General features: G+C 64.1%; 20 protein-coding genes. 17 read left to right on the top strand and 3 right to left on the bottom strand.

Annotated elements, in window-relative coordinates; translation table 11 throughout:
- Nucleotides 1-150 precede the first annotated feature (150 nt).
- Nucleotides 151-648 (bottom strand): heme-binding protein, encoded by a 498-nt coding sequence (locus D002_RS0102120; RefSeq protein ID WP_018140262.1) that lies wholly within the window; start codon nucleotides 646-648, stop codon nucleotides 151-153.
- 299 nt (nucleotides 649-947) lie between these two features.
- Between D002_RS0102120 and D002_RS0102115 the strand changes: the two genes are divergently transcribed.
- From D002_RS0102115 to arfB, 13 genes are all read left to right on the top strand, one after another.
- The gene (locus tag D002_RS0102115; protein WP_018140261.1) at nucleotides 948-2,117 is read left to right on the top strand and encodes an aldo/keto reductase; all 1,170 of its coding nucleotides are present in this window, start codon (nucleotides 948-950) and stop codon (nucleotides 2,115-2,117) included.
- 141 nt (nucleotides 2,118-2,258) lie between these two features.
- A complete protein-coding gene (locus D002_RS0102110; protein WP_018140260.1) occupies nucleotides 2,259-3,848 on the top strand; it encodes an endonuclease MutS2 in 1,590 nt (529 codons plus the stop codon).
- Between the two features lie 398 nt (nucleotides 3,849-4,246).
- Nucleotides 4,247-5,965, top strand: coding sequence for a biosynthetic-type acetolactate synthase large subunit (gene ilvB, locus D002_RS0102105; protein WP_018140259.1), 1,719 nt, complete (start codon nucleotides 4,247-4,249; stop codon nucleotides 5,963-5,965).
- Nucleotides 5,966-5,987: 22 nt separating this feature from the next.
- Nucleotides 5,988-6,482 (top strand): acetolactate synthase small subunit, encoded by a 495-nt coding sequence (gene ilvN, locus D002_RS0102100; RefSeq protein WP_018140258.1) that lies wholly within the window; start codon nucleotides 5,988-5,990, stop codon nucleotides 6,480-6,482.
- Between the two features lie 83 nt (nucleotides 6,483-6,565).
- Nucleotides 6,566-7,582, top strand: coding sequence for a ketol-acid reductoisomerase (gene ilvC / locus D002_RS0102095; protein WP_018140257.1), 1,017 nt, complete (start codon nucleotides 6,566-6,568; stop codon nucleotides 7,580-7,582).
- Nucleotides 7,583-7,643: 61 nt separating this feature from the next.
- Nucleotides 7,644-8,315, top strand: coding sequence for a phosphatidylserine decarboxylase (locus D002_RS0102090; protein WP_018140256.1), 672 nt, complete (start codon nucleotides 7,644-7,646; stop codon nucleotides 8,313-8,315).
- Entirely contained in the window at nucleotides 8,312-9,145 is an 834-nt protein-coding gene (pssA, locus tag D002_RS0102085; RefSeq protein WP_018140255.1) for a CDP-diacylglycerol--serine O-phosphatidyltransferase, read from the top strand. The genes D002_RS0102090 and pssA overlap by 4 nt, the downstream gene beginning before the upstream one ends.
- Before the next feature lie 4 nt (nucleotides 9,146-9,149).
- Nucleotides 9,150-9,863, top strand: a complete 714-nt coding sequence (locus tag D002_RS0102080; RefSeq protein WP_018140254.1) for a uracil-DNA glycosylase family protein — start codon at nucleotides 9,150-9,152, stop codon at nucleotides 9,861-9,863.
- Between the two features lie 101 nt (nucleotides 9,864-9,964).
- Entirely contained in the window at nucleotides 9,965-10,444 is a 480-nt protein-coding gene (gene rimI, locus D002_RS0102075) for a ribosomal protein S18-alanine N-acetyltransferase (RefSeq protein WP_018140253.1), read from the top strand.
- 164 nt (nucleotides 10,445-10,608) lie between these two features.
- Nucleotides 10,609-11,415: a tetratricopeptide repeat protein gene (locus D002_RS0102070; protein ID WP_018140252.1), complete on the top strand. Its 807-nt coding sequence runs from the start codon at nucleotides 10,609-10,611 to the stop codon at nucleotides 11,413-11,415.
- A gap of 143 nt (nucleotides 11,416-11,558) precedes the next feature.
- Nucleotides 11,559-13,154: a peptide chain release factor 3 gene (locus D002_RS0102065; RefSeq protein WP_018140251.1), complete on the top strand. Its 1,596-nt coding sequence runs from the start codon at nucleotides 11,559-11,561 to the stop codon at nucleotides 13,152-13,154.
- A gap of 166 nt (nucleotides 13,155-13,320) precedes the next feature.
- Complete coding sequence (locus D002_RS0102060; RefSeq protein WP_018140250.1) at nucleotides 13,321-13,626, top strand: hypothetical protein; 306 nt, start codon at nucleotides 13,321-13,323, stop codon at nucleotides 13,624-13,626.
- Between the two features lie 6 nt (nucleotides 13,627-13,632).
- Nucleotides 13,633-14,052 (top strand): alternative ribosome rescue aminoacyl-tRNA hydrolase ArfB, encoded by a 420-nt coding sequence (arfB, locus tag D002_RS0102055; RefSeq protein ID WP_018140249.1) that lies wholly within the window; start codon nucleotides 13,633-13,635, stop codon nucleotides 14,050-14,052.
- A gap of 288 nt (nucleotides 14,053-14,340) precedes the next feature.
- Here arfB and D002_RS0102050 read toward each other — a convergent pair whose 3' ends face one another.
- Complete coding sequence (locus tag D002_RS0102050) at nucleotides 14,341-16,161, bottom strand: ABC transporter ATP-binding protein/permease (RefSeq protein WP_018140248.1); 1,821 nt, start codon at nucleotides 16,159-16,161, stop codon at nucleotides 14,341-14,343.
- A 247-nt stretch (nucleotides 16,162-16,408) separates the two neighbouring features.
- Here D002_RS0102050 and recQ point away from each other — a divergent pair, with 247 nt between their 5' ends.
- Both recQ and D002_RS0102040 read left to right on the top strand, forming a co-directional pair.
- Complete coding sequence (gene recQ / locus D002_RS0102045) at nucleotides 16,409-18,298, top strand: DNA helicase RecQ (protein ID WP_018140247.1); 1,890 nt, start codon at nucleotides 16,409-16,411, stop codon at nucleotides 18,296-18,298.
- A gap of 49 nt (nucleotides 18,299-18,347) precedes the next feature.
- Nucleotides 18,348-19,103, top strand: a complete 756-nt coding sequence (locus tag D002_RS0102040) for a DUF3581 family protein (protein ID WP_018140246.1) — start codon at nucleotides 18,348-18,350, stop codon at nucleotides 19,101-19,103.
- Nucleotides 19,104-19,297: 194 nt separating this feature from the next.
- Here D002_RS0102040 and asd read toward each other — a convergent pair whose 3' ends face one another.
- A complete protein-coding gene (gene asd, locus D002_RS0102035) occupies nucleotides 19,298-20,152 on the bottom strand; it encodes an archaetidylserine decarboxylase (protein WP_018140245.1) in 855 nt (284 codons plus the stop codon).
- Between the two features lie 76 nt (nucleotides 20,153-20,228).
- Here asd and prmB point away from each other — a divergent pair, with 76 nt between their 5' ends.
- Nucleotides 20,229-21,125, top strand: coding sequence for a 50S ribosomal protein L3 N(5)-glutamine methyltransferase (prmB, locus tag D002_RS0102030; protein ID WP_018140244.1), 897 nt, complete (start codon nucleotides 20,229-20,231; stop codon nucleotides 21,123-21,125).
- Between the two features lie 85 nt (nucleotides 21,126-21,210).
- The coding region (locus D002_RS13920) for a helix-turn-helix domain-containing protein (RefSeq protein ID WP_155996088.1) at nucleotides 21,211-21,411 on the top strand (201 nt) is incomplete at its 3' end.

Below are 21,411 nucleotides of genomic sequence, written 5' to 3'. Positions count from 1 at the left end.
AGCAGGGGCTCGGCCGCCCGTTGTTATCAAAAACGGGCGCGGGAACAGCGTTGCGGTTCCCTTGTGCAGAATGACTGCACGGCAGTCACCGCGCCTTGTTCGCACGCAAAAGCGACTCGAGCGCGGACGTGCAATTAAATCAGCGTCTCCCTAGAGCAAGTCGTCCTGGATGGCGTCGATGCCTGCGGCTGCGCATTCGTGGTCGACTTCGCCACTGGGTGCACCGGAGACACCAATACCACCCACGATGCGTCCATCCGCAGTGATTTGCACGCCACCGCCCAGGATCGTGACACCGGGCAGGTGCTGGATGCCGTAGCCCAGTTCGCCGGGCATGGTCATTTCGCGCAGCTCGAGCGTGTCGGTGCGGAAGCTGACGGCGGTGTAGGCCTTGCTGATCGCGGTGTCCACCGTATGAGCGCCCGCGAAGCGATCCCGTTTGAAGGCCTGAGAGACCCCGTGGCGATCCACAACCGCGACGGCGACTTGTGTATCGCGATCGCGGCACGCCTCCATCGCGGCTTCCACCGCCTTGACGGCGATCTCCGGGATCAGGGTAGGGGTGGAGAAGGTGCCCTCGCTGGCCTGGATGGGCCCGGCGGATAGCGCTAGTAGGGCAGTGGGTACAATTAGTCGTAGCAGTTTCATGAGAAGCCCTCCTGTCTTTATGGGGTCTCACTAGTGTTATTTAGATCGAGTGCTCCGGTTTGGCAAACCGGCTTCGCCGGGGGTGCTCGGGGCCTCATGGGGAAAACGTCATGCCGGTTATCGATTCTGGCTCCCGCGAGTCGATGCTCTTGTTACGGGTTTTCGCAAATCCTTGTCGCTGCAGTAGGATTCGTCTCCCTGTGCTCGACCGCTGGAGCCGGGCCGCGTGATACCAAGCGCTGGCGTGGCCAATCCCGGTAGGGCGCGATTTCAGGATCCGCAAACGATCGAGGAGCTTCATGGACGCCGTCCAGAAACTGATCCCTGGCTACGCCAATGCGAAAGCCACGCGCCGCTATGCGGAGCAGTTTGTGTCCGAAGGCAAGGCCGCCGAAGGGCATTACAGCGAGTTCTCGCGCGCGAAGATGCGCCTGTCCAGCCTCGGTATAGGCACCTTCGGTGGCGCTGCCAACGCGGAGGTGGATGCGCAGATCTCCGCGATCGTTGCCCGAGGTCTGACCGAGGGCATCAACGTGATCGATACCGGTGCTCACTATCGCTATGGCCGTTCGCTGGCGGCGGTTGGGGCGGGTGTGCGTACCGCGTTGGAGGCCGGGGTGCCGCGCGAGGCGATGTTCCTGATCTCCAAGGGCGGGTTTCTGACCCTGCGCGGTGGGCCGCCGGAGGACATGGAAGCTTGGTTTCAGCGTGAGATCGAATCCCAGGGCATGGGCACGAAGGACGACTTAGCCAAGGGCGCGCACCTGCTGACCCCGGAATATATCCACTACCAGATGGAGCTATCGCGCTCGCTGATGGGGGTGGAGACGCTGGATGCCTTCATCATCGACCAGCCCGAGGTGCACATCCACGAGATTGGCAAGGAGCCGACCAATCGTAAGCTGGAGCCGGTCTTCGAGATGCTGGAGCGGGCGGCGCAGGAGAAGAAGATCCGCGCGTACGGGATTTCCACCTTCGAGGGCTTTCGTGAGGAGACGGATGCCGCGGTGTTCCAGTCACTCACCTCCATGCAGGGGCTGGCCGAGCGTGCTGCGCAGACGGTTACGGGTGACGACCACGCCCGGCATCACTTCAAAGTGGGGATGCTGCCATTCAACCAAGTGATGCTGGAGGGCTTTACCCGTTTCAACACCGCGACTGGGCAGGGCAACGTGGCGAGCCCATTGCAGGCCGCGCACCAACTAGAGGTGTTCATGTTCGCGTCGCACTCCATGCTCAAGGGCCATCTGGCACAGCAGTCGGTTGAGGTGGTCGATCAGCAACTGGCGCATTTGCCCAATCCGGCGCAGCGCGCCATGCAGTTCAACCGGTCCACTCCGGGGTTGGGCACCTCGCTGGTGGGTATGAGCACGCCGGAGCACCTGGACGACATGCTGGCGGTAATGCGCGAGCCGATGCTGGACAAGAAGGCCTTCCTCGGCATGTTCAAGAAGGCCGAGGAGGACTGACGCCTTTGTGGGAGCCGGCTTGCCGGCGAAGCCCCTGCCCGGGTCCGACTTTGGCAGGGGCTTCGCGTGCAAGCACGCTCCCACAAAGGCCCCGAAGCCCAAGCCAGGGTGAAGATTTCATGCACAAGGGTATGCAATGCGATGCAGGTTGATCTGAAGGCCCTCGAATTCCCCGCGATCCAGCGCCTGCTGGAGCGCCTGACGGCCACGCCCTACGGCGCCGATGCGGCGCGCGGGCTGGAGCCAGCGCCGAACCTGGGTGCGGCCCAGGCGCTGCAGAAAGCGGTGACGGTCGCGCGCCAACGCCTGGACGCAGGGACGCTGCCGCGCCTTGGGCAGCTGCCGGATGTGCGCGCGGCGCTGCGTCAGGCCGCTAACCCGGGGGCGGCGCTGCCGGTTCAGGCCCTGCATAACCTGCAGACGATCATGCGTCAGGCCCGCGAGCTGGCGGATCAGCTGGCGGACACGCCGGAGATCTATCCGGCGGACCTGAAAAAGCTTTACCCGCCCGAGGCGCTGGAAGAGCGCCTGGCCGCTTGTCTGAATCCCGGGGGGTCCCTGCGCGAGGACGCCAGCCCGTCGCTGGTGGAGGCCTTCGGCGAGCGTGGGCGTCTGCGCGAGGAGGTCGCGACGGTGGTCAAGAAGCGCTTGGCGGCCTCCGATGTGGCACAGAAGGGCGAGGACGCCCTGAAGGTCCAGTGGCACCAGGAGCGGGCGGTCATGGTGCTGCGTGGCGAGATGGCCAATGCGGTCAAAGGCGTACGCCGGGGCTCGGCGATGGGCGGGCGTGATCAGATCGTGGAACCCATTGAGGCGGTTCCGCTGAATAACCAACTGGATACCGTCAATAGCCAGATCAATACCGAGCAGCAGCGGCTGTTGCGCGAGCTCACCGATAGCGTGCGCTCGTTCGGCGACCCTCTCGAGCTCATGCTGACCGCGCTGACCTGGATTGACCTGGCCTCGGCGGCCGCCCAGCTCTCGGCGCAGATGAACGCCCATGCCCCGGTGCTGGAGGACAGCGCAGGGGTGGAGCTGATCGAGGCCTACCACCCGCTGCTGTTGTTGCAGTTTGCCGAAGGCAATGGGCCGCAGCCGGTACCGCTGTCGATCCGCCTGGACGAGGATCAGCCGCTGTTGCTGATCACCGGCCCGAACACCGGTGGCAAGACGGTCGCGCTGAAGACCTTGGGGCTGTTGGTAACGATGGCATGGTGCGGACTGCATATCCCGGCCGAGCAGGATTGCCGCATTGGGCGTTTTGATCGCGTGATGGTGGACGTGGGGGACAACCAGAGCCTGTTCCATCACTTGTCCACCTTTGCCGGGCATGTCGAGGTCCTGAAGCGCATCCTCGACCATGCCGGGGCCGAGACGCTGATCCTGCTGGACGAACTGGGTACGGGTACCGATCCGGACGAGGGCGCGGCCCTGGCGATGGCGATGCTGGACGAGCTGCGCAGTCGCGGTACTCGCGGGATTGTGAATACCCACCTCGCGCCGCTGAAGGACTACGCGGCGCAGCACGCAGGGATCGTGAATGCATCGATGCAGTTTGATGCCGACACGCTGTCGCCGACCTATCGGCTGCTGGTTGGTGAGCCTGGTGTCTCCTTCGGTCTCACCATCGCCGAGAAAAACGGTCTGCCGCCGGCGCTGGTCGAGCGGGCGCGCGAGCACTTCTCCGAGCTGCCCACTGCTCAGGCCGGGGCCGACGCCGACCGCAGCTGAACCTTGGGGTTGCCCCGCTGCACCGTCATTGCGAAGCCCCGCAGGGACTCTGGCAATCTCCGGGCGGAACCCCGACGTCTGTTCCGGCCGGCGCTGAAGCCGCCCGCGGAGATCGCCACGTCGCTGCGCTCTTTGCGATGACGGTGCTCGCAACCCCGTCATCGCGAGGCCCCGCCAGGGGCCGTGGCAATCTCGCGGGACCGGCGGGCCGGCGGGCTTGGCCAGCTCCGTTGGCAGGTGGCTAAATCGCTGGCTCCTCGCGACGTCTGCCGCGTGCCCATCCGCTTTACGGCGTGAAATGGGGGCGATTTCATATTAGGATGGTGGGCTATTTTGATTTGTGGTGTGTGATCGCCTGACGATCGCGCACAAGCCCCTGGTTAAGGAAGTCGACCACCATGTCCGAATCCTCAAGTTCGTTCACCGCCATCACCGGCGCCGAAATCTTCTGCCGCAGCCTGCAGGCCGAGGGCGTCGAGGTCGTATTCGGGTATCCCGGCGGCGCCGTACTGCACATCTACGATGCGCTGTACCGACAGGACAAGGTCGCGCACGTGCTGGTCCGCCATGAGCAGGGTGCGGTGCACGCGGCCGAGGGTTATGCCAAGTCCTCGGACAAGCCGGGTGTCGCGCTGGTGACCTCGGGCCCCGGTGCGACCAACGCGATTACCGGCATTGCCGACGCCTATATGGATTCCGTGCCGCTGGTGGTCTTTACCGGCCAGGTGCCGACCAGTCTGATCGGCAACGATGCGTTCCAGGAGGTGGATACCGTGGGGATCACCCGTCCCTGCGTGAAGCACAACTTCCTGGTCAAGGACGTGAAGGACCTGGCGGCCACCATCAAGAAGGCGTTTTACGTGGCGACCACCGGCCGTCCCGGTCCGGTGGTCGTGGATATCCCGAAGGATGTGACCGCGGATACCTGCGAGTTCGAGTATCCGGAAAGCATTCACATGCGCTCCTACAATCCGACCTCGAAGGGGCACACCGGCCAAATTCGCAGGGCGGTTGAGCTGATCCTGTCGGCCAAGCAGCCGATGATCTACACCGGTGGTGGCGTGATCCTGGGGCGCGGCTCCGAGGCGCTAACCGAGTTCACCCGGCAGCTGGGCTATCCGATTACCAACACCCTGATGGGGCTGGGTGGCTACCCGGCGTCGGACAAGCAGTACCTCGGCATGCTCGGTATGCACGGTACCTACGAGGCCAACATGGCCATGCACCACGCCGACGTACTGATCGCGATCGGCGCGCGCTTCGATGACCGCGTGACCGGCAATATCGAGAAGTTTTGTCCGCACGCAAAGATTGTCCACGTGGACGTCGACCCGTCTTCCATCTCCAAGAACGTGAAGGTGGATGTGCCGATTGTCGGTGAGGTGGAGCCGGTGCTGCGCGAGCTGATCAAGGGCCTGAACGAGAACGGCGGCAAGCCGGATGCCGAGGCCTTGGCGACCTGGTGGAAACAGATCGAGGAATGGCAGGCGCAGGACTGCCTGAAGTACGACCAGACCTCCGAGCTGATCAAGCCGCAGTACGTGGTGCAGAAGTTCTGGGAACTGACCCAGGGCGATGCCTTCGTGACCTCGGATGTCGGTCAGCACCAGATGTGGGCGGCGCAGTTTTACCGTTTCGACAAGCCGAACCGTTGGATCAACTCCGGTGGACTGGGGACGATGGGTGTGGGCCTGCCGTTTGCGATGGGTGTGCAGTTCGCGCATCCGGATGCGACCGTCGGCTGCATTACCGGCGAGGCTAGTATCCAGATGTGTATCCAGGAGCTGTCCACCTGCTTCCAGTACCAGTTGCCGTTGAAGATCCTGAATTTGAACAACCGCTATCTGGGCATGGTCCGGCAGTGGCAGGAGTTCTTCTACCAGGGCCGCTATGCGATGTCCTACATGGACGCGCTACCGGACTTCGTGAAGCTGGCCGAGGCCTACGGTCACGTCGGCATCCAGATCACCCAGCCCGGCGATGTCGAGGGCGCGATCAAGGAGGCCCTGGCGCAGAAGGAGCGCCTGGTGTTCCTGGACTTCATTACCGATCAGTCCGAGAACGTCTATCCGATGATCCCGGCCGGTGCTGGCCAGAACGAGATGATCCTGGTCTAAACCGGGTACAGGGAAAAGCCGTATGCGTCATATCATCAGTGTCCTGCTGGAAAACGAAGCCGGTGCCCTCTCGCGGGTTGCCGGGCTGTTCTCCGCGCGTGGCTACAACATCGAGTCGTTGACGGTCGCGCCGACCGACGACCCGTCGCTGTCGCGCATGACTATCGTTACCAGCGGCTCCGACGAGATCGTCGAACAGATCACCAAGCAGCTGAACAAGCTGATCGACGTGATCAAGCTGCTGGACATGACCGCCTATCCACACATCGAGCGCGAGATGGCGCTGATCAAGGTGCGCGTGCCGGAGGCCGCCGACCGCGAGGAGGCCAAGCGCCTGGCGGATATCTTCCGCGGCCGGATCATCGACGTGACCCACGACACCTACGTGATCGAGATCACTGGCGAGGGCTCCAAGCTGGATGCCTTCCTCGTGGCCCTCGACGGGTTCACCGTTCTGGAAGTTGTGCGCTCCGGCGTGATGGGCATCGCTCGGGGCGATGTCGCCCTGCAAATCTGAATCCCCAGGTCCGACCTCGGTTTGGGGGCGGACCTGTTTGTTTGCCATGGGCCCCGTATGGGGCCGATATCAAGGAAATTGCAATGAATCTCTACTACGACAAAGACGCTGACCTCTCCATCATCAAGGGCATGAAGGTCGCCATCATCGGCTACGGTTCGCAGGGGCATGCCCATGCGAACAATCTGAAGGATTCCGGTGTGGACGTAACCGTGGGTCTGCGTGAGGGCTCCGGCTCGCGCGCCAAGGCCGAAGAGGCCGGTCTGAAGGTGGCCGATGTCGATGCCGCGACTGCCGGTGCCGACCTGATCATGGTGCTGGCGCCGGACGAATACCAGGCTGCGCTGTACCGCGACGTGCTGGAGCCGAACCTGAAGCAGGGCGCGACCCTGGCCTTCGCCCACGGCTTCGCGATCCACTACAACCAGATCGTCCCGCGCAAGGACCTGGACGTGATCATGATCGCGCCCAAGGCCCCGGGCCACACCGTACGCTCCGAGTTCGTGCGTGGCGGCGGTATCCCCGACCTGATCGCGATCCAGCAGGACGCCTCCGGCAAGGCCCGTGACATCGCGATGTCCTATGCCTCCGCGATCGGCGGCGGCCGTACCGGCATCATTGAGACCACCTTCAAGGATGAGACCGAGACTGATCTGTTCGGTGAGCAGGCCGTGCTGTGTGGCGGTGCGGTGGAGCTGGTCAAGGCCGGTTTCGAGACCCTGACCGAGGCCGGTTACGCCCCGGAGATGGCCTATTTCGAGTGCCTGCACGAGCTGAAGCTGATTGTTGATCTCATGTACGAGGGCGGCATCGCCAACATGAACTACTCGATCTCCAACAACGCCGAGTATGGTGAGTACGTGACCGGCCCGCAGGTCATCAACGAAGAGTCGCGCTGGGCCATGCGCGAGGCGTTGAAGAACATCCAGAATGGCGAGTACGCCAAGCAGTTCATCCTGGAAGGCGCGATGAACTACCCGTCGATGACCGCCAACCGTCGCCTGAACGCGGCCCACGAGATCGAGCAGGTCGGCGAACGCCTGCGTTCCATGATGCCGTGGATCAAGGCCAACCAGCTGGTCGACAAGTCCCGCAACTGATTCGTCTCCCCGTGGCGGGCCACTCGGCCCGTTGCGGGGGCGTATCCCTCCCGAGTGCCCAATGCTGTTTCCGCTCGCCCCCGAAGGCCGTGTTTTCGTCATTGTCTCTGCCTGGATGGCGGTGATTACCCTGTTGGTGGGCGAGGCCGAGCTGGGGCTGTTTATGGTGATCCTCACCGTGGCCCTGATGGGTGTTTTCCGTGATCTTCGGCGCAAGGCCCCAGCCCCGGCTTTGGGCGTGATTGCCCCGGCCGACGGCGCCATCGAGTCGGTGACCGAAGCCCGTGATCCGTTCACCCGCAAGCCAGCGGTATGTATCCGGTTACGTCAGCGGCGGTTGGGCGAGTACAACATTCATTCCCCGCAAGAGGGCGAAATCCGTGAACGGGTCTGGCCCGGGAAGGAGACGGCCGAGCCGCCGGATGTCCAGTTGGAGGGGCGCCTGGCCTATTCGCTGGAGACGGACGAGGGAACCCGGTTGAGCCTGGCTCTCAGTGTGGATCACTGGCCGCGCATGATTCGTATGCAGAGCAACGTACCCGGCAACCGGCTGGGACGCGGCAAGCGCATGGGGTTCGCCGGCTTTGGTGGTACCTTCGAGATATGGTTGCCGGCTGGTTCGCAGGTGATGGTGGAGCCAGGGCAGGATGTTCTCGCCGGTTCTACCCTGCTGGGTGGCCTCCCAGCAGGGCAGCAGAACGACAGTGAACGTGCCGTGGAGGTGCTGGAATGAATGCAGGCGACGAAGATCAGCGAGCCGCTACGGGACGCGATCCGGACTCCGCCGAAGGCGAGGACGCCCTCGGGGAAGATTCGTTACCGCATCGCCGTCGGCGGCGCGGGGTGTTCCTGCTGCCCAATCTGTTTACCACGGGCGTGCTGTTCTCGGGATTTTTCGCCATCGTCTCCGCGATCAACGGTGAGTACATCACTGCGTCCATCGCGATCTTTGTGGCCATGGTGCTGGATACTCTGGATGGGCGTGTCGCGCGCATGACCGATACCCAGAGCGAGTTTGGCGCGCAGTACGACTCGCTTTCGGATCTCGTGTCTTTTGGTGTGGCCCCGGCCTTGGTGGTCTACCTGTGGCAGCTGCACGATCTGGGTAACTTTGGCTGGGTGGCCGCCTTCTTCTTTGCGACGGCGGCGGCGCTGCGCCTGGCGCGTTTCAATAGCCGCCTTGCCGTGACCGACAAGCGTTTCTTCCAGGGATTGCCCAGCCCCGCGAGTGCGGCGTTGTTGGTAGGAATGGTTTGGGTGCTGGAGGACTGGGGCATCCCGGCCGAACTGGCCGATCCCTATGTCGTTGGCATCCTGGTGGTGACCGTGCTGGCGGGGGCCGCAATGGTGAGCAACTTGACCTACTTCAGCTTCAAGGACATGGACTTCAAACACCGCGTGCCCTTCCTGGCGATTGTCGGGGTGGTCGTGGCCCTGATGCTACTGGCCCTGGACCCGCCCAAGGTCCTGCTGGCGGGCTTTGTGATCTATGCCCTGTCTGGCCCGCTGCTGACACTGGAGCGCTGGCGCCGTCATCGTCGTCGCGCGCCCATGGGGGAGTAGTCGCGTGTCACTGTCGGTGCGACAGCGCCGTATCCTGGCGGATATGGGTATACCGGTGTGGCGCTCGCGAATTGCACCGGCGGTTTCCGACGTCGCGGCAGCCCCGCTGGCGGAGCATGAAGCGGCGGCGTCCGCAACGGACGACACCCGCGCGTCGATCGCGTTGCTTGACTGGGACGCGCTGCAAGAGCAGGTCCGGACCTGCACCGCCTGCACCGAACTCGCCCGCGAACGCACACAGACTGTATTCGGAGTCGGAGATCGTGGTGCCCGCTGGCTGTTCGTGGGCGAGGCTCCGGGGGCCGAGGAAGACCGCCGCGGCGAGCCTTTCGTCGGTCGCGCCGGTCAACTGCTGGACAATATGCTGGCGGCACTGGGGCTGGATCGAACCCGCGACGTCTTTATCGCCAATGTGTTGAAGTGCCGTCCACCGGGAAATCGCGACCCGAAACCGGAGGAGGCGAGTGCCTGCCGTGGCTTCCTGGATCGACAGATTGACCTGATCCAGCCAGAGGTCATCGTGGCGTTGGGACGTATCGCGGCGCAGGGGTTGCTCGAATCCGGGGAGCCGCTGGGCCGTTTGCGGGGAAGTGAACATCGCTATCAAGGGGTTCCACTGATCGCGACCTACCACCCCGCCTACCTGCTGCGAAAGCCGGGGGACAAGGCGCGGGCCTGGCAGGACCTTCAGCGCGCCCGGGCCTGTCTTCGGACATAAGCCCTCTGGTATTAGGGTTTTGGGAACTGCGCGGCCGCCGGTAGGCTCGGAATACCGGACCCACGAGCGATTGCCCCCTTGTCACAGGAGACCCCATTGTCATGAGTGCCGAGCCCCGTGTGCAGCCAGAATTGCGCCGCATGCAGGCGACCGATGTCGAGCGTGTGATGCGGATCGAGCGCGAGGCCTATGACTACCCCTGGACTGCTCGCATTTTCGAGGACTGTATCCGGGTCGGTTACGACTGCTGGGTGTTGGAGGTGGACGGGCGCCAGGTGGGACATTGCGTCCTGACCGTGGCCGCGGACGAGGCGCATCTGTTGAATCTGACGGTAGACCCGCGCTGGCAGGGCAACGGATTGGGACGGTTCATGGTCCGCCGATTGTTCGATTACGTTTGTCAGCAGGAGGCCGAGGCCCTGTTCCTCGAGGTGCGGCCTTCGAACGTGGCGGCGGTGCAGCTCTACCGTTCCGAGGGTTTCGAACACATCGGTACCCGGCCCCGCTACTATCCGCTCCCTAGCGGTCGCGAAGATGCCTGGGTGCTCACGCGCCGCTGCGCGGCACCTGCGGGTGCCTGATCCATGCCAGGATGTGAATCCGGTCACAGGATATAGGCCAAATCCGGACTTTGGCGGGGTTTTGTCGCCTCCGGTTCTCGCCTCGATCCCTTCGCGTTGTAGCGCGGACCCCCTGGGTCTATGATCAAGACCGGTATTTGTTCCCGGAACCGTTGAGGTAACCCATGTCCCGATCCCTGCGTGCATTGTTCGTTTCGCTCCCTCTGGCCTTGCCGTTGGTGGTTACTGGTGGGGTGGCTCAGGCCCAGCAATCCTTCGGCTACGACGAGGCTGATCGCCAGCAGGAATTGCTGGAAGTCTGGTATGAGATCCGCGAGAGCAATGCCCAGAAGGGCAATACCGATGCGATGTTTGACGTGGGCATGGCGAACTACTCCGGTCGTGGCACCACGGTCGACTACGATGAGTCGATTCGCTGGTTCGCCCGCGCGGCGGATGCCGACCATGCCGGTGCTCACTACTATCTGGGTTTTCTCTTCGCGACGGGCAAGGGCACGGCGGCGGATCCGGAGCGTAGCCGCGAACACTACACCCGCGCCGCCGAACTGGGCCATGCCCAAGCGCAGTATTGGTTGGGAAGCCATCTGGCGAGTGGCGAACAGGACCCTGCGGCCGGCCTGAAATGGCTGGTCAAGGCAGCGGAACAGGGTCTGCCCGCGGCCCAGTATTACGCCGGTCTGCTACACGAGAACGGTCAGGGTACGGCGCGTGACCCGGCCGCGGCCGCGCGTTGGTACACCGAGGCGGCGGAGCAGGGTTACCGCCATGCCCAGGTCGGTATGGGACGTCTGCACCAGAACGGGCGCGGGGTCGAGCGCGATCTGGTGCAGGCGCATGTCTGGTACACTCTGGCTGAGGATCAGGAGCGTCTCGCCAGCCTCGAGGCGCGCATGAACAATCGGGATCTGGTGACGGCCAAGGGCCGCCTCGAAGAGCAAAACGCTGCGATCCAGGCCGCCTCGGCCCGATAAACGCGCGTCCCGCGCCATGGTCGCCACACACGGCCCCGGGGGATTCCCCGGGGCCGTGTGTGTTGAGGGATGCGCAGTGGAAACGAGGGCAAGGCCAAGGCTTTCACGTTAAACTGTCGGGCTTATCCAAGCGGCCCGTATCCATGTCGTCTTTCCTTGAGGAAACCCGCCGACGCCGGACCTTCGCGATCATCTCGCACCCGGACGCCGGCAAGACCACCATGACCGAAAAGCTCCTGCTGTATGGCGGCGCGATCCAGCTCGCCGGTACGGTCAAGGGGCGTAAGTCCTCGCGCCACGCGACCTCCGACTGGATGGAGATGGAGAAGTCGCGCGGGATTTCCGTGACTTCCTCGGTCATGCAGTACCCCTACAAGGGACGCATGGTGAATCTTCTGGACACCCCAGGCCATGCCGATTTCTCCGAGGACACCTACCGCACGCTGACAGCGGTGGACTCCGCCTTGATGGTGATCGACGCCGCCAAGGGGGTGGAGGAGCGCACCATCAAGCTGATGGAGGTTTGCCGGCTGCGCGACACACCGATCATGACCTTCGTCAACAAGATGGACCGCGAGGGTCGCGATCCCATCGATCTGCTGGACGAGGTCGAGGAGGTGCTGAAGATTCAGTGCGCTCCGGTGACCTGGCCGATTGGGTCCGGCAAGCGTTTTCGCGGGGTGTACCACCTCCGCCGCGATGCGGTGCACTTGTACGCCCCCGAGCAGGGCGGCAAGAAATCCACCGGCGAGATCATCGAGGGCCTGAACAATCCGCGCCTGGACGAGGTGCTGGGTGACCAGGCCCAGGAGCTGCGCGAGGAGCTGGAGCTGGTGCAGGGTGCCTCGCACGAGTTCGATCCCGAGGCCTATATGAGGGGCGAGCAGACACCGGTGTTTTTTGGTTCCGCGATCAACAACTTCGGTATTGAGGAGCTGCTGGACGATTTTGTCGAGTACGCCCCGGCCCCGCTGCCGCGTCCGACCCATTCACGCCAGGTGGAGCCGACCGAGGAAAAGTTTACCGGCTTCGTGTTCAAGATCCAGGCGAACATGGACCCGAAGCATCGCGACCGCATCGCCTTTATGCGTATCTGCTCCGGCACCTTCGACAAGGGTGCGAAGCTGCACCACGTGCGCATCGGGCGCGACGTGAAGGTCCCGGACGCGCTGACATTCCTGGCCTCCGACCGTGAGCACGTAGAGACCGCTTATCCGGGCGATATCATCGGTATCCACAACCACGGCACCATCCGCATCGGGGATACTTTCACCCAGGGCGAGGATCTGACCTTTACTGGTGTGCCGAACTTTGCCCCGGAGCTGTTCCGCCGCGCGCAGTTGAAGGATCCACTGAAGATGAAGCAGCTCGCGAAGGGTCTGCAGGAGCTTTGTGAGGAGGGCGCAACTCAGCTCTATCGGCCCTTGATCAACAACGACCTGATCCTGGGCGCGGTCGGCGTGCTGCAGTTCGAAGTGGTCGCCGAACGCCTGCGCACCGAGTACAAAGTCGAGGCGCAGTTCGAGAACGTGAACGTCCAGACGGCGCGTTGGGTCGAAAGCAACGATCCGAAGAAGTTCGAGGAGTTCAAGGAAAAGGCAGCGAACCATCTGGCGGTCGACCACGGAGGGGATCTCGTCTACATCGCACCGACGCGGGTGAACCTGCAGATGGCGCAGGAGAAGTGGCCGGAGATCCGCTTCGAGGCGACCCGTGAGCACGGCCAACCGATGGCTTAGATCGCCGCTCCGGGGCGCACTGGAACCGTCATCGCGAGGAGCGAAGCGACGTGGCGAACTCCATCCGAAACCAGCGGCCCCGGGCTTGATGCCAGCTTGAGGCGATTGCCACGGCGTCTGCGACGCCTCGCAATGACGGTGCAATTGTGTAGTGCAGGAGGAGAATATGGCGTTTCGATTCTTGTCCGTGATCGGCGTGGTCCTGGCCCTGGCAGTCAGCGGCTGCGCGGTGCACAAGTCCGAGACCCGCGGGGACGGGCCGGAGCCGCGACCGGGAACGGTCAAGCAGATGAACCCGTTTTTGCACTTTCTGGAGAACCGGCCCCGCCCCGAGGAGTTCGAGCGCGTTTATCCGGATGTGACCCTGGTGCTGCCCGGCGACATCGCGACCCACGAATACCGCACGGATAACAGCCGGTTCTTCGCCGAACTGGACGAGGACGGCCGCATCCATGACGGCGACTTTCGCTGACGGTCCATGGGGCTTCGCATCTCCAATAGCGTGACCCTCCCCGAGCAGGAGATCGAGCTGACTCCGATTCGGGCCCAGGGGGCGGGTGGGCAGAACGTGAACAAGGTCGCCTCGGCGATCCACCTGCGCTTCGATGTCCGTGCCTCCAGTCTCCCCGACGTGTACAAGGAGCGCCTGCTGCGGCGCCGCGACCAGCGCATCAGCAAGGATGGTGTCGTGGTGATCAAGGCGCAGCAATACCGCACCCAGGAGGCCAATCGCGAGGACGCCCTCGAGCGCCTGGCGGAATTGCTACGCGATGCTGGGCGCCCGATCAAGACCCGCAAGCCGACACGCCCCACGCGCGGCTCCAAGCTCCGCCGGCTGGACTCCAAGACCCGCCGCGGCCAGAAAAAGGCCCTGCGCGGGCGCGTCGCCCCCGACTGATCAAAGGCTGTATTCACCACGAAGCTCACGAAGGCACGAAGGAATTCAAGGGCGGATTAACCACGGAGGGCACAGAGAAATTCGAAAAGGGTCTGAGGTGCACGATCCGTCAAGGGCGCGAAGCGGTCCCGCTTAACCTGCAGTAAGCCAGGATGCAATCAGTACTTACATTTCACCCCAACTTCCCTGTTTTCTCCGAGTCCTCTGTGCCCTCCGTGGTTAATCCGCTCTTGACCTTGGCCGATCCCTGCTTCGTTTCTTCGTGTGCTTCGTGGTGAATCAAGGGGTTCAGGCCCCAGCATTCGGGCTCGGATCGGCGGGGGCGGGCTCGTGTTCCTGCTGGTGTTGCCACAGGCGGGCGTAGGCGCCGTTGTGGGCGAGGAGCTCGCGGTGGGTGCCGTGTTCGGCGACGCGGCCCCGGTCCAGTACCACGATCTGTTCGGCGTCCTTGACGGTGGATAGTCGATGCGCGATGACCAGCGTGGTGCGGCGGGCCGAAACCTCGTTCAAGGCCTGGAGGATCGCCTTCTCAGAGCCCGAGTCCAGAGACGAGGTCGCCTCGTCGAAGACCAGGATCGGCGGGTCCTTCAGCAACATGCGTGCGATCGCGATGCGTTGTTTCTCGCCGCCCGAGACCTTGAGCCCGCGTTCCCCGACGACCGTGTCCAGACCGTCCGGAAGGCGGGCAATGAAATCGTCCAGGTGCGCCAGGCGTACCGTACGCAGGATGGCCTCTTCGGAGGCACCGGGATCGCCGTAGGCGATGTTGTAGCGGATGCTGGCGTTGAACAGCACCGTGTCCTGCGGCACGACCCCGATCGCGCGGCGCAAGCTCTGCTGGGTGACCTCGCGGATGTCCTGGCCATCAATGGTGATGCGGCCATCGGTCACGTCGTAGAAGCGGAATAGCAAACGCGCGATGGTGGATTTTCCGGCACCACTGGCGCCGACTACCGCAAGCTTGTGTCCGGCCGGAATGTCCAGCGACACGTCTTCGAGAATAGGCCGTTCCGGTTGGTAGTGAAACGAGACCTTTTCGAAGCGAACCTGACCGCGGGTGACCTCCAGATCCGGCGCGTCTGGTTGATCCTCAACCTGAGCCGGCTTCTCCAACAGGCCGAACAGCCGCTCGATGTTGGCCAGCGACTGACGGATCTCCCGGTAGACAAAGCCCAGGAAGTTCAGAGGCATGAACAGCTGGATCATGTAGGCATTCACCATGACCAGGTCGCCAAGAGACATATCCCCGGAGGCGACGCGGCTGGCAGCCAGCAGCATCATCACGGTGATGGCCGCGGCGATAATCAGGGCCTGGCCGGAGTTCAGCAGGACCAGTGACAGTACATTCTTGGTGCGCGCCTGCTCCCAGGTGGCCAGCCCCTCGTCGTAGCGCTGCGCCTCGAAGCCCTCGTTGCCGAAGTACTTGACTGTCTCGTAGTTCAGCAGGCTGTCGATGGCGCGGGTGTTGGATTCGTTGTCACGCTGGTTGGCCTCGCGTACGAAGCGGGTACGCCACTCGGTAATCCACACGGACCAGGCGATGTAGGCGGCCACCGCGATGATCACCGTCAAAGTGAAGACCGGCCCTACCGCCACCAGCAGGATGACCGCCACCAGCGCGATCTCGATGATCGTTGGCAGGATGTTGAACACCATGAAGCGCAGCAGGAAGCTGATGCCGCTGGTGCCGCGCTCAATGTCGCGGGCCAGCCCGCCGGTCTCGCGCGCCAGATGAAAGCCCAGTTCCAGACGGTGCAGGTGCTCGAAGACGCGCAGCGCTGCGCGACGCATGGCCCGTTCCGCTACGCGTACGAACACCGCGTCGCGCAGCTCCCCGAACAGGGTTCCGCCGAAGCGCAGCAGGCCATAGGCGATCACCAGCGCCACCGGGATCGCGACCAGCGCGTCGGTCCCGGAGTCCTCGAAGTGGTCGACGATGTACTTCAGCGCCAGCGGGACCAGCACGGTCGCCAGCTTGGCCAGGCCCATCAACCCGAGGGCTAGGAACAAACGCCCGCGGAATTCGGCAAGGTAGGGGAACAGGGAGCGAAGGATGCGCCAGTTGATCGCGTCGTCGGGCGCATCGTGCACGCTGGAATGACCGCGCATGAAGGAATCCGGGGCTGAGATGGCGCCTTACTGTAACCCGGCCTTGGTCCTGCTGTGTGGCTTGTGTCAGCGGCGGGTGCGGTCACCCCTCTCCGTGAGGCGTGCGGCACCCGGACTTGCCGCGCTGTAGGGCCCTGAAATTATGTGGCCTCGCCGCGGCAGACGGTGAAGATCCCTGACGCAGCTTGCAGCGGTGGCGGGCATTCGGCAGTCTTCCCGGCCTGTCCTTTCGTTGGGAGTACATCCATTGGAACCCTCGGGTCTTGCAGCCGGGCATGCGCAGGGAAGCGCTCCGGCGGCCGCGCCGCTGGAGATCTTGCGCGAGACCTTCGGCTATACGGAATTTCGTGGCCAGCAGCAGGCCATCGTCGAACACGTGACGGGCGGTGGCGATGCTGTGGTGCTGATGCCCACCGGTGGCGGCAAGTCGCTTTGCTTCCAGATCCCGGCCCTGGCGCGTCCAGGCTGTGGCATCGTGATATCGCCGCTGATCGCGCTGATGCAGGATCAGGTGGCGGCCCTGCGCCAGAACGGTGTGGCCGCGGCAAGCCTCGACTCCGGACAGAAGGCGGACGAGGCGCGCTCCGTATTGGCGGCCCTGCACGCCGGTCAACTGGATCTGTTGTACATGTCGCCGGAGCGGCTGTTCGCGCCGGGCATGCTGGAGCGTCTGGAAGGCATCGACCTGGCCCTGTTCGCGATTGACGAGGCGCATTGTGTCTCGCAATGGGGGCATGACTTCCGCCCCGAGTACAGCCAGTTGGCGGTGTTGGCCGAGCGCTTTCCGCAGGTGCCTCGCCTGGCCCTGACCGCCACCGCGGATGGGCCGACCCGCCAGGAAATCCGTGAGCGCCTGCGCCTCGAGCAGGCACGGGCCTTCGTCAGCTCCTTTGATCGCCCGAACATCCGCTACCGCATTGCCCAGGCGGATGGTGGCCGGGGCGGCTCGGCGCGCGATCGCCTGCTGCGCTTTATCCGCGAAGAACACGCCGGCGAGGCGGGCATCGTCTATTGCCTGTCCCGCAAGAAGGTGGACGCGGTGGCCGAATGGCTGGCGGAGCAGGGCATCACGGCGTTGCCGTATCACGCCGGTTTGCCCGCAGCGACCCGAGCGGCCAACCAGACCCGCTTCCTGCGCGAGGAGGGGGTGGTGATGGTCGCTACCATCGCCTTCGGCATGGGGATCGACAAGCCGAACGTGCGCTTCGTCGCCCACCTGAACCTGCCCAAGAGCCTGGAGGGCTACTACCAGGAGACCGGCCGCGCCGGGCGCGATGGCTTGCCGGCGAACGCCTGGATGGTCTATGGCTTGCAGGATGTCGTCACCCTGCGGCAGATGCTGGAGGGCTCCCAAGCCGGCGCCGAGCGCCAGCGCATCGAGCAGCAAAAGCTGGAGGCCATGCTGGGGTTCTGCGAGATCACCAGCTGCCGGCGCCAGGCCCTACTCGCCTATTTTGACGAACACATGCCGGAGCCCTGCGGTACCTGCGACAACTGCATGGAGCCGCCGGCAACCTGGGATGCCAGCGTACCCGTGCAGAAGCTCCTGTCCTGTATCTATCGCACTGGCGAGCGTTTCGGTGCCGGGCATGTGATCGATGTGCTGCGCGGTTCCGCCAGTGAGCGCCTGACGCGACTGGGCCACGACCGTCTGAGCACCTTTGGCATTGGCAAGGAGCTGGACAAGGCGCAGTGGCGTGGCGTGGTGCGGCAGCTACTGGCGCGCGGCCTGTTGCGGCTGGACGAGGAGGGCTACGGCGGGCTGAAGCTGGACCCGGCCTGCCGTCCAGTCCTGCGGGGTGACGAACCGGTCCATCTGCGCGAGGAGGCGGCTCGCCCGGAACGGGCTGCGCGCAGCGCCAGCCCGGCACGCCGCGACACGGCACGCAGTGTGGCGGCGATGGACAGCGAGGATCGCGCGTTGTGGGAAGCGCTACGCAGTTTGCGCACGGACCTGGCCCGCGATCAGGGGGTGCCGCCCTATGTGATCTTCAGCGATGCCGCGCTCCTGGAGATGGTGGCGTCCGCCCCGCGCAGCCGCGAGGAGATGGCCGGGGTTTCCGGGGTGGGGCAGCACAAGCTGGAGCGCTACGGCGACGCCTTTATCCGGGCCATCGAAGGACATTTCGGGCTATAGTGGCGGAAAAACCATGTTGTATATCGACCGATGATTTCGGGGAGACCGAGTGACCGACAAAAGCTTCCTTGAGGACTTCTACCGCCATCGCGACGGTCAGCTGGTTGTAACCCCGGAGCAGGGCAGCGACTTTGCGAAGACGCTCGCGGGCGACTTCAACCCGATACATGACGCCGATAATCGGCGGTTCTGCGTGCCGGGAGATCTTCTGTTTGCGCTGGTGCTGGACACCTATGGGGCGAGTAGCAACATGCACTTTCGCTTTACCGGGATGGTTGGCGGCAACGTGCCCCTGGTGTTCCCCGAGGCACCGGGCGATGCCTTTGCGATTACGGATGACAATGGCAAGAGCGTGATCGAGGTGGAGCGCTCCGGCGCGGTGATCGACGAGCCGAGCGCCATCGAATCCCTCATCCGCAGTTATGTGAGCTTCTCCGGGCAGAACTTCCCGCATGTGCTGGTTCCGTTGATGGAAGAGCACGGTGTGATGGTGAATCCTAAACGCCCGTTGGTGATGTACGAGCGTATGGGCTTCCGTCTGCCGGAGCCCCTGGCGGCCAGCGCCGGCATCCCCACGCCGCGCCTGAAGGACGCGGTGATGACCGTCAACGGCAAGCGTGGCGAGATCCGCCTGGACTACGAACTGGTGATCGACCAGTCCGTAGTCGCCGACGGCAGCAAGCATCTGGTCCTTAGCGGACTGCGCCCCTTCGATGCCCGCGACGTCGAACAACTCGTCGCCGATTACGAGAGCTGGAAGGCCGCCTACTTCAACCAGCCCGCCGGGACCCGCGCCCACGCCTGAGCCTCTTTATTCACCACGAAGCGTACGAAGGCGGAAGAATTTCGGTTCGCCTGAACAACGCGAGCCACTATCAACATCCGTATCTCGCCCCGTCCCCCCCTTTAGTTTTCTCCGTGACCTCTGTGTCCTCCGTGGTGAACCCGCTCTTGACCTTGACCTTCTTCGTGCCTTCGTGTGCTTCGTGGTGAAAAAAGTCAGTAGAACTGGCCGAGTGCGGAGCGGACCTGGACCTCGGTTTCAGGGTTCAGGTGGTCGGCGAGCTTGAGGGGGTGGTCGGGGAGCAGCAGCACCACGGAAGAGCCCAGGTTGAAGCGGCCCATCTCGGCGCCGCGCTCCAGGGTGACGGTGCGATCTGGGTATTCACTGACGCTGATCTCGCGGCCATGCGGCGGGGTGACCTCGCCGGCCCATACCGTCTCGATGGAGCCTACGTTCTGTGCGCCGATCAGGGCCATGGCCATCGGACCCACCGGGGTGTCGAAACAGGCCACGACGCGCTCGTTGCGCGCGTACAGTCGTGGGACATGGCGCACGATGCGCGGCGCAACCGAGAACAGGCGGCCAGGCACGTGGATCATGTGGGTCAGGGTGCCGGTCATCGGCATGTGCAGCCGGTGGTAGTGGCGCGGTGACAGGTACAGGGTGACGAAGTGACCGATTTGGAAGGCCTCTGCGAGGTTCTCTTCCCCGCCCAACAGTTCCCTGACCGTGTAGTGATGCCCCTTGGCCTGGAAGATCTGTCCGGCCTCAATGCGCCCGGCGGCGCTGACCCGGGAATCGGCTGGGCTGACCACGGTATTGGCATCGCCCGCTAGTGGCCGCGCATCCTCGCGCAGGGCGCGGGTAAACAGGGCGTTGAAGCTGGAATAGGCGGTCAGGTCCGGCTCCGCGGCCTCGTCCATGTTCAGCCCGAAGCGGCGTACGAAGGCCCGCAGCAGCGGCTGCAGACGTGACGACTCGATGCGCGCCAGGCGATGCACCACGCGCGACAGGGCGTGCTGCGGCAGCAGATGCGACAGGCGGGCGAGCCAGGGGTCGAGTTTGCTCATGGGGCCTCATTCGGGCGTACACGGGTGATTCGAGGCGGTATGATGACGGCCCTCGCACGCAACGGAAAGACCGGGTATGGATTCCACCACCGGATTGCGCACCCTGCGCGACTTCATCCGCTTCGGCGCCAGCCAGTTTCGTGGCGCCGGCCTGAGCTTTGGTCATGGTACGGACAACGCCTTCGACGAGGCCGCCTGGCTGGTGCTGCATACCCTGCATTTGCCGCTGGACCTGCCGGAATCCTGGTGGGACTCGCGCCTGAGCGAAGCCGAACGCACGCGGGTCGTGGCGGTGCTGCGCGAACGCGTCGCCACGCGCAAGCCAGCGGCGTACCTGACCCGCGAGGCCTGGTTTGCCGGGCTCCCCTTCTATGTCGATGAGCGTGTCCTCGTCCCGCGTTCGCCGCTGGCGGAGCTGATTGCCGCCGGGTTCGAGCCCTGGGTGAATCCCGATGCGGTCACGCGGGCGCTGGATCTTTGCACCGGCGGCGGTTGCATCGGCATCGCGATGGCGCTGGCCTTGCCGCAGGCGCGCGTGGATCTGGCGGATGTCTCGGCGGATGCGCTGGCCGTGGCGCGCATCAATATCGAGCGCCACCAGATGGGCGATCAGGTGCGTGCGCTGCAGTCGGATGTATTCGACGGGTTGGCGGCGGAGGATCGCTACGAGCTGATCGTGTCCAACCCGCCGTACGTCGATGCCGAGGACATGGCGGCCCTGCCCGACGAGTATCGCCACGAGCCGGCGCTGGGGCTGGCGGCCGGGGGTGACGGCCTGGATATTGTGCGCCGTATCCTGGATAAGGCGCGCGCGCACCTGACCGACGAGGGTGTGTTGATCGTGGAGGTTGGCAATAGCCAGGCCGCAGTGGAGGCGGCCTTCCCGGAGCTGCCACTGATCTGGCTGGAATTCGAGGCGGGCGGGCACGGTGTGTTTCTGATCCATGCCCGCGACTTGCCTGAGGCTCCTTAGGTGTGATCTCTCAATAGGTTGTCCACGGGACGACTCCGAAGGATGCTGAGTTTGCGGACTGAGCCATTCCCAAGGAGGACGCCCCGTGAACCTTCACCAAAATGCCTTAATGGGCCCCCGCGGTCGAGAGCGGATGGCTCGTCTGGTCGTGGATCACGGCCAGAGCCTTCGGGCCACGGCCCGCGCCGTTGGCGTGGATCCGAAGACCGTGCAGCGCTGGGTCCAGCGGTTCCAGGAGGCGGGCCGTTCAGGTCTTGTGGACCGTTCGTCCCGGCCGCGGCGCCAA

Source organism: Thioalkalivibrio sp. ALJ7 (assembly GCF_000376865.1).
Taxonomy (GTDB): domain Bacteria; phylum Pseudomonadota; class Gammaproteobacteria; order Ectothiorhodospirales; family Ectothiorhodospiraceae; genus Thioalkalivibrio.
Note: the sequence above shows the minus strand (reverse complement) of the source record. Positions and strands in the feature narration are given on the sequence as shown.

Excerpts from the sequence above, each read along its gene's own strand:
- D002_RS0102120 (WP_018140262.1), bottom strand. The coding sequence starts at position 648 with ATGAAACTGCTACGACTAATTGTACCCACTGCCCTACTAGCGCTATCC.
- D002_RS0102115 (WP_018140261.1), top strand. The coding sequence starts at position 948 with ATGGACGCCGTCCAGAAACTGATCCCTGGCTACGCCAATGCGAAAGCC.
- D002_RS0102110 (WP_018140260.1), top strand. The coding sequence starts at position 2,259 with ATGCAGGTTGATCTGAAGGCCCTCGAATTCCCCGCGATCCAGCGCCTG.
- ilvB (WP_018140259.1), top strand. The coding sequence starts at position 4,247 with ATGTCCGAATCCTCAAGTTCGTTCACCGCCATCACCGGCGCCGAAATC.
- ilvN (WP_018140258.1), top strand. The coding sequence starts at position 5,988 with ATGCGTCATATCATCAGTGTCCTGCTGGAAAACGAAGCCGGTGCCCTC.
- ilvC (WP_018140257.1), top strand. The coding sequence starts at position 6,566 with ATGAATCTCTACTACGACAAAGACGCTGACCTCTCCATCATCAAGGGC.
- D002_RS0102090 (WP_018140256.1), top strand. The coding sequence starts at position 7,644 with ATGCTGTTTCCGCTCGCCCCCGAAGGCCGTGTTTTCGTCATTGTCTCT.
- pssA (WP_018140255.1), top strand. The coding sequence starts at position 8,312 with ATGAATGCAGGCGACGAAGATCAGCGAGCCGCTACGGGACGCGATCCG.
- rimI (WP_018140253.1), top strand. The coding sequence starts at position 9,965 with ATGAGTGCCGAGCCCCGTGTGCAGCCAGAATTGCGCCGCATGCAGGCG.
- D002_RS0102070 (WP_018140252.1), top strand. The coding sequence starts at position 10,609 with ATGTCCCGATCCCTGCGTGCATTGTTCGTTTCGCTCCCTCTGGCCTTG.
- D002_RS0102065 (WP_018140251.1), top strand. The coding sequence starts at position 11,559 with ATGTCGTCTTTCCTTGAGGAAACCCGCCGACGCCGGACCTTCGCGATC.
- D002_RS0102060 (WP_018140250.1), top strand. The coding sequence starts at position 13,321 with ATGGCGTTTCGATTCTTGTCCGTGATCGGCGTGGTCCTGGCCCTGGCA.
- arfB (WP_018140249.1), top strand. The coding sequence starts at position 13,633 with ATGGGGCTTCGCATCTCCAATAGCGTGACCCTCCCCGAGCAGGAGATC.
- D002_RS0102050 (WP_018140248.1), bottom strand. The coding sequence starts at position 16,161 with ATGCGCGGTCATTCCAGCGTGCACGATGCGCCCGACGACGCGATCAAC.
- asd (WP_018140245.1), bottom strand. The coding sequence starts at position 20,152 with ATGAGCAAACTCGACCCCTGGCTCGCCCGCCTGTCGCATCTGCTGCCG.
- prmB (WP_018140244.1), top strand. The coding sequence starts at position 20,229 with ATGGATTCCACCACCGGATTGCGCACCCTGCGCGACTTCATCCGCTTC.